A 14,532-nucleotide genomic window follows, 5' to 3' on the forward strand; every position below is an offset into this window, starting at 1 on the left:
GTGCCTGCTGACCCGCCGGATGGGCAAGACGCGGGTGATCGCCGAGACGGGCGCCGGTCAGCACGGTGTGGCGACCGCGACCGCCTGCGCCCTGCTGGGCCTGGAGTGCGTCGTCTACATGGGCGAGGAGGACACCCGCCGGCAGGCTCTCAACGTGGCGCGGATGCGCCTGCTCGGCGCGGAGGTCGTCGCGGTCGCGTCCGGCAGCCGCACCCTGAAGGACGCCATCAACGAGGCCATGCGTGACTGGGTGGCCACGGTCGACTCGACCCACTACTGCATCGGGTCGGTGATGGGGCCACATCCGTTCCCGATGATGGTGCGTGACTTCCAGCGCATCATCGGGGTGGAGGCGCGTCAGCAGACCCTCGACCTGCTCGGCCGCCTGCCGGACGCGGTGGTCGCCTGTGTCGGCGGCGGGTCGAACGCGATGGGCATCTTCCACCGTTTCATCCCGGACACAGAGGTCGCGTTGATCGGTTGCGAGGCCGGTGGTGACGGGGTCGCCACCGGGCGCCACGCGGCCGCCATCGCCGGTGGGGCACCCGGTGTCCTGCACGGCATGCGGACCTTCCTCCTGCAGGACGAGGACGGGCAGACCCAGGTCTCCCACTCGATCTCCGCCGGGCTCGACTACCCGGGCATCGGCCCCGAGCACGCGTTGCTGCACGAGACCGGGCGCGCCACGTACCGGGTGGTCGACGACACCGCGGCGATGGACGCGCTGGGCCTGGTGGCCCGCACGGAGGGCATCCTCGTGGCCATCGAGAGCGCGCACGCCTTCGCCGGCGCCTTCGAGGTCGCCCGTGAGCTCGGCCCCGACGCCGTAGTACTGGTCAACTGCTCCGGTCGCGGTGACAAGGACGTCGACACGGCTGCCCGCTGGTTCAACCTGTTGGATGAGGACGCCGAGTCCCCGGGCGCACGTGACGCCGCGGGCACCTCTCCATCCGCCTGATCACGACGACGAGGAACGGATCCACGGTGCGGAGTCAGTTGGCACAGAGCGCGTCAGCGCAGGTCCAGTCGGGCGAGGCGGAGCGGTTCAGCCCGCTGGACCGGGCCTTCGCCCGGGCCCGCGACGAGGGGCGTGCCGTCCTCGTCGGTTACCTTCCCGCGGGCTTTCCGACGGTGGAACGCGGGATCGCCGCGATGCGGGCCATGGTCGCGGCGGGGGTGGACGTGGTCGAGGTCGGTCTGCCCTACTCCGACCCGACGATGGACGGGCCGGTCATCCAGGACGCCGCCGATGCCGCCCTGCGCGGCGGAGTCACGACGCGGGATGTGCTGCGCACGGTCGAGGCGGTCGCCGAGACCGGAGCGCCGACGCTGGTGATGACCTACTGGAATCCGGTGGAGCGTTACGGCCTGGAGGCGTTCGCGGCCGATCTGGCCGCGGCCGGCGGGGCGGGAGCGATCACTCCCGACCTGCCGCCCGAGGAGGCCGACCGCTGGCTCGCGGCCTGTGCCGCCCACGGCCTGGACCCGGTCTTCCTGGTCGCGCCGAGCTCCACGCCCGAGCGGCTGCGCCTGGTCACCGGGCACAGCCGTGGCTTTGTCTACGCGGCGTCGACAATGGGTGTCACCGGGGCACGGGCCGAGGTCGGGGCCAAGGCCGGTGATCTCGTCGCCCGGGTGCGTGAGGTGACCAGCCTGCCGGTCGCCGTCGGGCTGGGAGTCAGCAACGGGGCCCAGGCCTCGGAGGTCGCGAGCTTCGCGGACGGGGTGATCGTGGGTTCGGCCCTCGTCCGTGCGCTCGCCACCGACACCGCGACCGACACCGGGGCCGGTCAGGGCGGCGACGCGGGTCTCGCCGCGGTCACCGGTCTGGCGGCCGAGCTTGCCGCGGGTGTGCGCTCGGCCTCTGTCTGACCTGTTCCCGTGAACGTCCCGCGGCCGCTCCGGGGGCGCTCCGTTGCTGTTCCGAGGTCCACCCGGGCCCGGTCTGTCTGATTGCGCCAGGTATATCCCCTGTGGTGTCGTGGATTGCGGGCGGTGTGCCCGGCGCGTTCCCGATTGCGGCTGCGTTGCTCGTGGGACTGGCCTCGCAGCGGCGGACGTCCGGGGGGATAGCCTGACCCCCGTGGTGCTCGCTGCTATACCCAGTCCATCCCGAGGAGTCGTGCATCTGGGGCCCGTCCCCCTGCGCGCCTACGCTCTGATGATCGTCATCGGGATCATCGTCGCTGTTGTCGTGACCGCTCGGCGGTTGCGGGCACGCGGCGTGGATCCCGTGGTCGCCAGCGAGGTCGCGTACTGGGCGGTCCCGTTCGGCATCGTCGGAGCGCGGATCTACCACGTGGTCAGCAGCCCCGAGGCCTACTTCGGCAAGGACGGCGACCTGGTCGCGGTCTTCGAGGTCTGGAACGGCGGCCTGGCGATCTGGGGCGCGGTCGCCGGTGGGGCGCTCGGCGCCTGGATCGCCTGCCGACGGATGGACGTGTCGTTCGGCCTGTTCGCGGACGCGCTCGCGCCCGGCCTGGCTCTCGCGCAGGCGATCGGGCGGTGGGGGAACTGGTTCAACCAGGAGCTGTACGGCCGGGCGACGGATCTGCCCTGGGCGGTCCGGATCGATCCGGCGCACCAGATGATCCCGGGAGTCTCGACCTACCACCCGACCTTCCTTTACGAGTCGCTGTGGAACCTGGTTGTCGCGGGGGTCCTGCTGCTCGTCGACAGGCGTAAGCGGCTTGGCCGCGGGCGGTTGTTCTTCCTCTACGTGGCGCTTTACACGATCGGCAGACTCTGGATCGAGGCGCTGCGGATCGACACCGCGGAGAAGGTCTTCGGCTTCCGGATCAACATCTGGGTCTCGATCGTGGTCTTCCTGCTCGCGGTGTTGGCGCTGGCGCTCGTTCGGCGCCCGATCGACGCCAACGTCGGCTGGCCCCCGGCGCCCGGCGCCGGGGACACTCCGGGCGCCGAGGCCGGTGCGGACGCGGACGGCAAGGCCGGCGCGGAGAGCAAGACAGACGCGGGTGGTAAGGCAGACGGGGCTGGCAAGGGGACCGGGTCCGGCGAGACTGACGCGGCTGGCAAGCCGGGCCCCGAGGGCAGGACGGCCGCGGCCGGCACGACGGAGGCGCCCGCGACCGGTGGGCCGGGCATCGACACCGGCACGGGCGCTGCCACGGTCACCGCCGACCACCCTGGCGACCGGGCGACCGAGCCGGCCGTCGCCGTCCCGGGTGCGGGCGGCTCGGCCGCCGCGGTCGCGGCGCAGACGGCTGGCGCTGGTGCCGGCGTCGGCACGGGTGCGACGGCTGGGGGCGCGCCCAGCGGTCCGGATGTCGCCGCCGGTTCCGCCGTCTCGGGTTCTGGTACCGCCGGTCCTGCCGGTCCTGCCGGTCCTGCCGGTCCTGCGGGGGCGGGCTCAGCCAGCCGGGACTGACCGAGGGCCGGCCGCCCTCGACGAACAGGGTGGCTCGCCGTGACGGGGCGGAATACCGAAGATGGCACGGGGGGTGGGCGGATCCACGACAAACTGGATCCGTACACTGCTTATAGGCAGGAGATCCTCACTCTGCTCGTCCGGTTCGCGGCGGCTGGCTGCCTGACGGTGCGCCCTGTGACGGGAATGTTGCCTTCCTGTCACATGTCCGCTTTCGGGGGCTCCTTACCGGAAGTTCTTTGATCACCTGCGAAATCTGCCGTCATCTCGCTGTGATCTGACGGACATGAGCGACCACGGCGGATGCGGCTTGCGCATGGCACACTCGGTACAGGCGCGGAGCTGATGAGCAGCCCGTCATTCGCCGCGCCACCCTCCGGACAACGTCGTCCGCTCCCATCGGCCCCTGAAGATGGACGGGACACCTCCGGATGTCGACTGCGCAAGGTCTCTATGACCCCTCGTTCGAACACGATGCCTGTGGCGTCGGCTTCGTTGTCGATGTGCATGGCCGGCGTAGCCACGAGCTGGTCGATCAGGGGCTGACAGTCCTGCGCAATCTTGATCATCGCGGTGCGTCCGGCAGCGACCCCGACACCGGCGACGGTGCGGGCATCCTGGTTCAGGTGCCGGACGGCTTCTTCCGTGACGTCGTGCAGTTCCCGCTGCCGGCGCCGGGCCGGTACGCCGTCGGCACGATCTTCCTCTCCCAGATCGCGGGTGAGCGCGACGACGCCATCCGAGCGATCAGCCGGATCGTGCGCCAGGAGGGCCTGCGGGTCCTCGGCTGGCGCGAGGTCCCGACGGTCGGCCACCTCGTCGGTCTCGCGGCGCGTGAGGTCGAGCCGTGGATGCGGCAGATCTTCCTCGCGCTGCCCGGCGAGCCGACCGGGGCCGCCGCGGCTGTTCCGGCGCAGGCCCAGGGCGGGTCCGGGGTGGCAGGTGCGGCGGGTGCGGCTGGCTCCGCGTCCGACGACGGGTTCGACGTGATGGATCTCGAGCGCCGCGCCTACTGCGTACGCAAGCGGGTCCGGCGCGAGACCGGCGCCTACATGCCTTCGCTGTCAGCCCGCACCATCGTCTACAAGGGCATGCTGACGACGCATCAGCTCTCCGCCTACTTCCCGGACCTCGACGACCCGCGGTTCGACAGCGCCATCGCGCTGGTCCACAGCCGGTTCTCGACGAACACCTTCCCGAGCTGGCCGCTGGCACACCCGTACCGGCTGATCGCCCACAACGGCGAGATCAACACCGTGCGCGGCAACCGTAACTGGATGCGTGCACGGGAGGCGCTGCTGGCCAGCAACCTCATCCCCGGCGACCTGGCGCGGCTGTTCCCGATCTGTGAGGACGGCGCCAGCGACTCGGCCAGCTTCGACGAGGTGCTCGAGCTGCTGCACCTGGGTGGGCGTTCGCTGCCGCACGCGGTGCTCATGATGATCCCGGAGGCGTGGGAGAACCACGAGGAGATGGACCCGGCCCGCCGGGCCTTCTACGAGTTCCACTCCGCGCTCATGGAGCCCTGGGACGGCCCGGCCTCCATCGCCTTCACCGACGGCACGATGATCGGCGCGGTGCTGGACCGCAACGGCCTGCGCCCGTCCCGCTACTGGGTGACCGACGACGGCCTGGTCGTGATGGCCTCCGAGGTCGGCGTGCTGGACATCCCGCCGCACAAGGTGGTGCGCAAGGGCCGCCTGCAGCCCGGGCGGATGTTCCTCGTCGACACCGCGAAGGGCCGGATCGTCAGCGACGACGAGGTCAAGTCGGCGCTGGCGAACGCCGCGCCGTACGAGGAGTGGCTGCACGCCGGCGTCATCTCCCTGGACGACCTGCCCGAGCGGGAGCACATCCTGTACGGGCACTCGTCCGTCCTGCGCCGCCAGCAGGTCTTCGGGTACACCGAGGAGGAGCTGCGGATCATCGTCGGCCCGATGGCGCGCGCGGGGGCCGAACCGATCGGGTCGATGGGCACCGACACCCCGGTCGCCGTGCTCTCCACCCGGCCGCGGCTGCTGTTCGACTACTTCACCCAGCTGTTCGCCCAGGTCACCAACCCGCCGCTGGACGCGATCCGGGAGGAGCTGGTCACCAGCCTCGCCCGCACGCTCGGCCCGGAGGGCAACCTGCTCGATCCGACCCCGGCGTCAGCCCGGATGGTGCACCTGCCGTTCCCGGTGATCAGCAACACCCAGCTGGCGCGGATCATCGGCATCAACGACGACGGTGACATGCCCGGCTTCGCGTCGGTGACGGTGCGTGGTCTCTACGACGTCGAGGGTGGCGGTGCCGCGCTGACCGCGCGCCTCGCGGAGATCTGCGCCGGTGTCAGCGAGGCCATCGCCGATGGTGCCCGCATTGTGGTCCTCTCCGACCGCGACTCCGACGAGCACAAGGCGCCGATCCCGTCCCTGCTGCTGACCGCGGCGGTGCACCACCACCTGATCCGCGAGAAGACCCGGACGAAGGTCGGCCTCATCGTCGAATGCGGTGACGCCCGCGAGGTCCACCACATCGCGCTGCTCACCGGCTACGGTGCGGCGGCGGTCAACCCGTATCTGGCCTTCGAGTCGATCGACGACCTGCTCGCCAGCGGCGAGCTCACCGGCGTCGACCGTGCGCAGGCCGAGAAGAACATGATCAAGGCGCTCGGCAAGGGCCTGCTCAAGGTGATGTCCAAGATGGGCATCTCCACGGTGGCGAGCTACACCGGGGCCCAGGTCTTCGAGGCGATCGGGCTGTCGCAGGAGCTGGTCGACCAGTTCTTCGTCGGCACACCCAGCCGGCTCGACGGCGTCGGCATCGACATCATCGCCGAGGAGGTCGCGGCCCGGCACCGGCGCGCGTACCCGACGATCCCCTCCGAGCTCGCGCACCGGACCCTGGAGGTCGGCGGCGAGTACCAGTGGCGGCGTGAGGGCGAGCTGCACCTGTTCAACCCGGAGACCGTCTTCCTGCTCCAGCACGCCACCCGCAGCCGCCAGTACGACCTGTTCCGCGAGTACACCGCGAAGGTCGACGACCTGGCCCGGCAGAACGCGACGCTGCGCGGTCTGTTCGCGCTGCGTGACACCGGGCGTGGCCCGATCCCGATCGACCAGGTCGAGCCGGCCTCCGAGATCGTGAAGCGGTTCGCGACCGGTGCCATGTCGTACGGCTCGATCAGCGCCGAGGCCCACGAGACACTCGCGATCGCGATGAACCGCCTCGGCGGCAAGTCGAACACCGGCGAGGGCGGCGAGGACGCGCGCCGTTTCACCCCGGACGAGAACGGTGACCTGCGCCGTTCGGCCGTGAAGCAGGTGGCCAGCGGCCGGTTCGGGGTGACCAGCGAGTACCTGGCGAACGCCGACGACATCCAGATCAAGATGGCGCAGGGCGCGAAGCCGGGCGAGGGCGGCCAGCTCCCCGGGCACAAGGTCTACCCGTGGATCGCGAAGACCCGGCACTCGACCCCGGGCGTCGGCCTGATCTCGCCGCCCCCGCACCACGACATCTACTCGATCGAGGACCTCGCCCAGCTCATCCACGACCTGAAGAACTCCAACCCCAAGGCACGGGTGCACGTCAAGCTCGTCGCCGAGGTCGGGGTCGGGACGGTGGCCGCCGGTGTCTCCAAGGCGCACGCCGACGTCGTGCTGATCTCCGGCCATGACGGCGGCACCGGGGCTTCCCCGCTGACGTCGCTCAAGCACGCCGGCGCGCCGTGGGAGCTCGGGCTCGCCGAGACCCAGCAGACCCTGCTGCTCAACGGCCTGCGGGACCGCATCGTCGTGCAGGTCGACGGCCAGATGAAGACCGGCCGGGACGTCGTCATCGGTGCCCTGCTGGGTGCCGAGGAGTTCGGCTTCGCCACGGCGCCGCTCGTCGTCGCGGGCTGCGTGATGATGCGCGTCTGTCACCTGGACACCTGTCCGGTCGGCGTGGCGACGCAGAACCCGGAGCTGCGCAAGCGGTTCACCGGCCGCCCCGAGTTCGTGGAGGCGTTCTTCACCTTCATCGCCGAGGAGGTGCGCGAGCACCTGGCCGCGCTGGGCCTGCGCAGCATCGCGGAGGCGGTGGGCCGGGTCGACCTGCTCGACGCCCGTGCGGCGATCAACCACTGGAAGGCCTCCGGGCTCGACATCACCCCGCTGCTGCACACCCCGGAGCGGCCGTTCGGTGGCTCGCTGCACTGCACCGCGAGCCAGGACCACGGCCTGGACAAGGCGCTCGACAACTCGCTGATCCAGCTCTGCGAGGGCGCGATCGAGGACGGCCGGCCGGTCTGGCTGGAGATGCCGATTCGCAACGTCAACCGGACGGTCGGCACCATGCTCGGCTACGAGGTGACGAAGAGGTACGGGGCGGCCGGGCTGCCCGACGACACGATCTCGCTGCGGTTCACCGGTTCCGCCGGGCAGAGCTTCGGCGCGTTCGTCCCCCGTGGGATGACCCTCACCCTGGAGGGCGACGCCAACGACTACGCCGGCAAGGGCCTCTCCGGCGGGCGGCTCATCGTCTTCCCGCCGAAGGAGGCGCCGCTGCGGGCGGAGGAGAACATCGTCGCCGGCAACGTGCTGCTCTACGGGGCCACCGCGGGTGAGGCGTACTTCCGCGGCATCGTCGGTGAGCGGTTCTGCGTGCGTAACTCGGGCGCCGTCGCGGTGGTCGAGGGCGTCGGGGACCACGGCTGCGAATACATGACCGGCGGTGTCGTCGTCGTCCTCGGCTCGATCGGCCGCAACTTCGCGGCCGGGATGAGCGGTGGCGTCGCGTATCTTCACAAGCCGGTGCTCCAGCGCATCAACACCGAGATGGTGGACGTCGACCCGCTCGACGACGATGACCGCGTCGCGCTGCGCGGCCACATCGAGAAGCACTACCGGGAGACGGGCTCCGCTGTCGCAGCCCGACTGATCTCCCGCTGGGCGGACGAGCAGGACCACTTCGTGAAGGTCATGCCGCGCGACTACAAGCGGGTTCTGGCTGCCATGCGCAGGGCGCAGGAGCAGGGCCTGCCCGTCGACGAGGAGATCATGGCGTCGTCCCGCGTCTGACCAGGTCATACGCGGGTACCGACCCATCGATCCAACGAAGAACCAGACCGCGACAGGAGTGTCATGGCTGACCCGACCGGGTTTCTCAAGCACCGCCGGGAGCTGCCCTCACGTCGGCCGGTGGACCTGCGTCTCACCGACTGGCGTGAGGTGTACGAGCCGTTCCCGGAGCCGGCGCTGCGCGACCAGGCCGGCCGGTGCATGGACTGCGGCATCCCGTTCTGCCACAACGGCTGCCCGCTGGGGAACATCATCCCCGAGTGGAACGACCTCGCCCGCCGCGGGGACTGGACCGCGGCGATCGAGCGGCTGCACGCGACCAACAACTTCCCGGAGTTCACCGGGCGGCTGTGCCCGGCGCCGTGCGAGGCGGCCTGCGTCCTCGGTATCGCCGACGATCCGGTGGCGATCAAGCAGATCGAGGTCACCATCATCGACCGCGCCATCGCGGACGGGGTGGTGACGCCGGTCCAGCCGTCGGTGCGGACCGGGCGGCGGGTCGCGGTGGTAGGTTCGGGCCCGGCCGGGCTGGCCGCCGCCCAGCAGCTCACCCGGGCCGGCCACGAGGTGGTGGTCTACGAGCGGGCGGACCGCGTGGGTGGCCTGCTTCGCTACGGCATCCCCGAGTTCAAGATGGAGAAGCGCGTCCTCGACAACCGTCTCGCGCAGATGGAGGCCGAGGGCACCTCGTTCATCACCTCGTGCAACGTCGGTGTCGACCTCACCGCGGACGAGCTGCGGTCGTCCTACGACGCGGTCGTCCTCGCCGGCGGGTCGACGGTGGGCCGTGACCTGCCGGTGCCGGGCCGGGAGCTCAAGGGCATCCACCTGGCCATGGATTTCCTGGTGCCCGCGAACAAGGTCCAGCTCGGTGACCTGGCCCAGACGACCATCTCCGCCGAGGGCAAGCGGGTGGTGATCATCGGCGGGGGTGACACCGGGGCCGACTGCCTGGGCACCTCGCACCGCCAGGGCGCGGTGTCCGTCCACCAGCTGGAGATCATGCCCCGGCCGCCGGCGTCGCGCGCCCCGGCGAACCCGTGGCCGACCTTCCCGCTGCTCTACCGGGTCACCAGCGCGCACGAGGAGGGCGGCGAGCGGGTCTTCGCCGTGTCCACCGAGCGGTTCCTCGGCGATGACGACGGCAACGTGCGGGCGCTGCTCATGCACGAGGTCGAGATGGTCGACGGCAGGCCCCGCAAGATCGAGGGGACCGACACCGAGCTGCCCTGCGACCTGGTGCTGCTGGCCATGGGCTTCGTCGGGCCCGAGCGCCCGGGCCTGCTGGAGCAGCTCGGGGTCGACCTCGACCCCCGTGGCAACGTCGCCCGCGACCTGGGCTGGTCGACGTCCGTCCCCGGTGTGTTCGTGGCCGGTGACATGGGCCGCGGCCAGTCGCTGATCGTCTGGGCGATCGCGGAGGGGCGCTCGGCCGCCGCGGCCGTCGACCGGTATCTGATGGGCACGACCGACCTGCCCGCTCCGATCCTGCCGACTCGCCGGCCCTGACAGCCGGCCTGACCGCTGCCGGCCCTGACGGCTGGTCAGGAACGGCCCGGACCGACGGAGGTGAGCTGCCTTCCATCGAGTCCGGGCTGGGCCCTTTTGTCCTTTTGGCGCGGCTGTCGAAGGCGCAACTGCCTGTAGCGTGCAGGGCATGAGGCTCGTGCTGCTCGGTCCACCCGGTGCAGGCAAGGGAACCCAGGCCGCACGTATCAGCGCGCGCCACGGCGTTCCCGCGATCTCGACGGGTCAGCTTTTCGACCAGCAGATCTCCGCCGGCACCAGCCTGGGCCGGCGGGCGGAGCGCTACGTCCGTGCCGGTGAGCTGGTCCCCGACGAGATCGTGCTGGACATCGTCGCGGACCGTCTCACCACCGGTGCCGACTGCGGGGCCGGCTTCCTGCTCGACGGCTTCCCTCGGACGCTGCCACAGGCCGAGGCCCTCGACCGCATGCTGGACGCCTCCTGCGGCCCGCTGGACGTCGTGATGGATCTCAAGGTCGACCAGGCCGAGGTGCTGGCGCGGATCAGCCGGCGCGCGCTGTCCGAGGGCCGCGTCGACGACACCGCCGAGACGGCCCGCCGCCGCATGGAGGTCTTCACAGCGGAGACGGCACCGCTGCGCAGCCACTACGGGGAGCAGGGCCTGCTGCGGACCATCGACGGTTCCGGCACGCCGGACGACGTCGCGGCGCGGATCGAGGAGGCCCTGACGGCCGTGCTGCACCCGCAGCTGCGTGCGAGCCGGCCCTGAGGTGACCTCCGGGTGTTCCCCGGCCGGCCAAACCGATCTCTGATCGGCCCGGCCGGGATAGGTTGGAAGCCGTCCATGACGGTGCGTGGTGACAGGTCGGAGATGGGCCGAATGGCTTCTGGGCTCCGTGGGCGCCTGGGCAGGCGGGCCCCCGCACCCGGGTCCGCCGCGGCATCCGGGCCCGCTCCAACGCCCGGGTCCACGACGGCGCCCGAGTTCGCGTCGGGGGATCGCTCCGACGCGGCCCCGTCCACGAGCTCGTCCGGCGACACCAGGGCGGCGGTCCCCGAGCCGCGTGCCGCCGACAGCGATCCGCCGGGCCCGGGCGGCGAACCACCCGCCGCGGGTGACCGAGCTGCCAAAGCCGGTCGGGCCACCAAAGCCGGTCGGGCCACCAAAGCCGGTCGGGCCGCCGGGCCGGTGCCGTCCGGCCGTGGGGGCGATGTGCGGCTGCGGGCGGCCCAGGCGGGCCTGGCCGTGCTGCTGGCGCTGGTCTGGGTGCCCATCGTCGTGCTCACCACCGCGCGTTCCACGGTGCTCAGCGCCGACTTCTACTCCCAGTCGCTCGCCGAGGCCAACGCCTACGACCGCCTCTACACCGAGGTCCTGCCCGACCCGGCGGTGGACTCGCTGCTCTCCGGCCTGCCGATCGACTCGTCGCTGGTCACGGCGAACCTGCGCACGGTCCTCCCGCCGTCGACGGTCGAGGAGATGACCGACGAGCAGATCCGGCGCATCGTGGGCTACCTGAGTGCGAAACAGGACGACCTCGCGTTCACGGTCGACCTGACGCCGATCTTCGGCAACATCTCCGGCCTGGCCAACCGTTACATCGCCGGGGAGCTCGGGTCGGGGAGCAGCTACCGGGTCGAGTCCGTGACGGACTTCACCCGCGCCATCCTGACCGCGGTCGACGAGATCATGGCAGGCCGCCCGCCGGCCGATCTGCCCACCATGCAGCTGTCCGCGCAGGACACCGACCGTGTCGTCGACGCCGTGCTCGGTCGGCTGCCCGCGGCCGACCGCGATGAGATGGCCGGCCCGCTGCGCGCGGACCTGCGCTCCGGGGACGTGGCCGGCGCGCTGGCCCTGGTCGGCCCGCTGTTGTTCCAGGGCGACGAGCAGGCGATCGGTGAGATGCGGTCGCACCTCACCGACGGTGCAGTGCTCGACCTGGGCGTTCGCCTCTCCGACCTGCGCGACGAGCCGGCCATCAGCGCCGTCTCCCGGCTGCACGACGTCTCCGCGGCGCTGGACGGCCTGACCGTGGCCCTGCTCGCTCTCGTCGGCCTGATCGGTGTGGCGATCATCGGGCTGGCGGCCAGGCGGGGCCGGTCCCGGGTGCGCGCGCTGGCGGTCGCCCTGATCACCGCGGGTGTCGCCGCGGGCGTGTTCGGGGTCGCGCTGCGCATTCTGCTGCCGAACCCGTTGCTGGCGCTGGACAGGCCCGGCGGGCCGCTGCCGCCGGGCGCCGGGGCCGTCCTCGCGGACTTCTCCCGGCACGCCTACGGTGACATCGAGGCCGACTACCTGCGCATCGTCGGCTGGACGCTGGTCGTGGGCATGGTGGTCGTCGGCGCAGCCGTGTTCCGGCGGGTGTCCGGGCGGTGGAGCCGGGTCGGCCGGCGGCGCCGGCTTGCCGGTGGCCTCGTGGTGACCATTCCGGTGATGATCGCGGTGACCTGGGTCGCGTTCCCGGGCGCCGCGGCCACCGGGCGCGAACTGTGCAACGGCCAGGCCCAGCTCTGCGCGAAGCGCTACGACGAGGTCACCTACCTCGCGACCCACAACGCGATGGCGAACAGCGAGGACCGTTTTCTCGGCCCGACGCAGGATCCGTCGCTGGTGCACCAGCTCGACCTCGGTGTTCGCGCGCTGCTGCTCGACGTCCACCACTGGACGACGCCCGAGCAGGTCGACGCCGTGCTCGCGACGCTCCCGCCGACGACCCGCACGGCCATCGAGCCGCTGACCCGCAACGCCAGGTCGGCCCGGCCCGGGCTGTGGCTGTGCCACGACATGTGCCAGCTCGGTGCGCTCGACCTGATCGCAGAGCTCGGCAAGGTGGGGGACTGGATGGCCCGCAACCCGAGCGAGGTCGTCACCTTCATCATCCAGGACGGGGCGCCGGCCTCCGAGATCGCCGGCGCGGTCGCGCAGGCGGGGCTTTCCCGGCTCGTGGTCACCCCGCCCGCCGACGACGGCTCATGGCCCACGCTGCGCGAGATGATCGACAGCGGTCGGCGGCTGGCCGTCTTCACCGAGAGCCAGGACCTGCCCGGAACATTTCTCCGAAGCTTCTACCGCTATGCATCGGACACACCCTTCTCCGTCGACTCGGCGGACAAACTTGTCGGCTGTGCGCGCAATCGCGGCGAGGCCGGGTCGGGGCTGCTCCTGCTCAACAACTGGGTGACCGATGCGGCGCCGAGCCGGCAGGCGGCCCTGGTCGCCAACAATGCCGACCGGATCCTCGACCGTGCGCACAGCTGTGAGTCCGAACAGGGGCGGCGCCCGACCTTCGTCGCGGTGGACTTCGTCAATATCGGTGATGCCCAGCTGGCCGTCGACCGGCTCAACGGCGCATCCTGACATGCGAGGAGCGTTGCCCAGCAGTCGCACGTTCTCCTCGTGGGAGGCTGGCCAGGTCAGGCAGGGCTCGGCCCGTCCTGACAGGTCTGACCAACCGACCTGACCTCAGAACGCCAGAACGCCAGGATCCTCGAACACCGGAAACGCCACCGGCAAAGGAGCACAGGTGCCGATCTGGAACCAGCTACGCCAGTCCGCGCAGACCATGCAGGGCCAGCTCAACGCGAAGAAGAACGACCTCAAGAGCGGCGCGTTCCGTGACGCGAGCATGGCGATGTGTGCTCTCGTGGCCGCCGCGGACGGCAACATCGACCCGGCGGAGCGTCAGCGGGTCGCCTCACTGATCGTCAGCAACGACGTGCTGTCCAACTTCCCGGCCGACGACCTGCAGCGCAGGTTCAACGACTACCTCGGCAAGCTGCAGGCCGACTTCGACTTCGGCAAGGTCTCCATCCTGCAGGAGATCGGCAAGGTCAAGAAGAAGGCGACCGAGGCCCGCGCGGTGATTCAGATCGGGATCGTCATCGGCGGCGCCGACGGCAACTTCGACAAGACCGAGCAGGCGATCGTCCGGGAGGCGTGCTTCGCGGTCGGGATCAACCCCGAGGAGTTCGACCTCTGACTCAGCGTCGGTGGGTCGGCCGGCTCCGTCGCGGCTCGGGCCGATCGGCCCGAAAAGCGCCGTGACCTGGGCCGCAATCCCTGGAAAGGTCGCATTCATCCGGACAGGGTGAGGCCGGCGGCCTCCCGACGGGCGCCGTGTCGCCGTCGGTCGTGACCGAGTTGTCGGCGGTTCGTCACGACCGGACGGAGGGACCTGTGGGACCAGCCGACGCTGCTCTCGTCGCGGGCGGCGGCCTGCTCGCGGGCGCGGTCAACGCCATCGCGGGCGGCGGTACCCTGATCGCGTTCCCCGCGCTGCTGGCCACCGGGATGCCGGCCCTGACCGCCAACATCACCTCTTCGGTCGGTCTCGTCACCGGCTATGCGGGCGGAGCGCTCGGGTACCGGCGGGAGCTGCGTGGCCAGACCGACCGGCTGAAGGCGCTGGCGCCCCCCGCGATGCTCGGTGGCCTGATCGGCGCGATCGTGCTCCTGCTGACGCCCTCCGACGGGTTCAAGTCGGCTGTTCCGTTCCTGGTCCTCGCTGCCTGCCTGCTGCTCGCGGTGCAGTCCCGGCTCGCGGCCGTGGTCGCCCGGCGGCGGGCCGCCACGGTGGCGGCCGCGGTGGCCACCGCGGCCCGGCCGAC

Annotated in this window: 9 protein-coding genes; all 9 read left to right on the forward strand. The window is 71.2% G+C overall.

Features of this window, described 5'->3' with window-relative positions:
* On the forward strand, nucleotides 1-958 hold a 958-nt coding region (gene trpB, locus FREUN1FDRAFT_RS33980), incomplete at its 5' end, for a tryptophan synthase subunit beta (RefSeq protein ID WP_006544896.1).
* 38 nt (nucleotides 959-996) lie between these two features.
* Nucleotides 997-1,872 carry a tryptophan synthase subunit alpha gene (gene trpA / locus FREUN1FDRAFT_RS33985; RefSeq protein ID WP_050796151.1) on the forward strand — a complete coding sequence of 292 codons (876 nt, stop codon included), beginning with the start codon at nucleotides 997-999 and terminating at the stop codon, nucleotides 1,870-1,872.
* Between the two features lie 250 nt (nucleotides 1,873-2,122).
* Nucleotides 2,123-3,391: a prolipoprotein diacylglyceryl transferase gene (gene lgt / locus FREUN1FDRAFT_RS33990; RefSeq protein ID WP_006544898.1), complete on the forward strand. Its 1,269-nt coding sequence runs from the start codon at nucleotides 2,123-2,125 to the stop codon at nucleotides 3,389-3,391.
* A gap of 431 nt (nucleotides 3,392-3,822) precedes the next feature.
* Entirely contained in the window at nucleotides 3,823-8,433 is a 4,611-nt protein-coding gene (gltB, locus tag FREUN1FDRAFT_RS33995; protein ID WP_006544899.1) for a glutamate synthase large subunit, read from the forward strand.
* A 63-nt stretch (nucleotides 8,434-8,496) separates the two neighbouring features.
* Nucleotides 8,497-9,942, forward strand: coding sequence for a glutamate synthase subunit beta (locus FREUN1FDRAFT_RS34000; protein WP_006544900.1), 1,446 nt, complete (start codon nucleotides 8,497-8,499; stop codon nucleotides 9,940-9,942).
* Between the two features lie 148 nt (nucleotides 9,943-10,090).
* Nucleotides 10,091-10,690, forward strand: a complete 600-nt coding sequence (locus FREUN1FDRAFT_RS34005; RefSeq protein ID WP_006544901.1) for an adenylate kinase — start codon at nucleotides 10,091-10,093, stop codon at nucleotides 10,688-10,690.
* Nucleotides 10,691-10,801: 111 nt separating this feature from the next.
* Nucleotides 10,802-13,282, forward strand: a complete 2,481-nt coding sequence (locus tag FREUN1FDRAFT_RS34010) for a hypothetical protein (protein WP_006544902.1) — start codon at nucleotides 10,802-10,804, stop codon at nucleotides 13,280-13,282.
* Nucleotides 13,283-13,448: 166 nt separating this feature from the next.
* Nucleotides 13,449-13,904, forward strand: a complete 456-nt coding sequence (locus tag FREUN1FDRAFT_RS34015) for a tellurite resistance TerB family protein (RefSeq protein WP_006544903.1) — start codon at nucleotides 13,449-13,451, stop codon at nucleotides 13,902-13,904.
* A 197-nt stretch (nucleotides 13,905-14,101) separates the two neighbouring features.
* The coding region (locus FREUN1FDRAFT_RS34020) for a sulfite exporter TauE/SafE family protein (protein WP_006544904.1) at nucleotides 14,102-14,532 on the forward strand (431 nt) is incomplete at its 3' end.

The organism is Parafrankia sp. EUN1f (assembly GCF_000177675.1).
Lineage (GTDB): Bacteria > Actinomycetota > Actinomycetes > Frankiales > Frankiaceae > Parafrankia.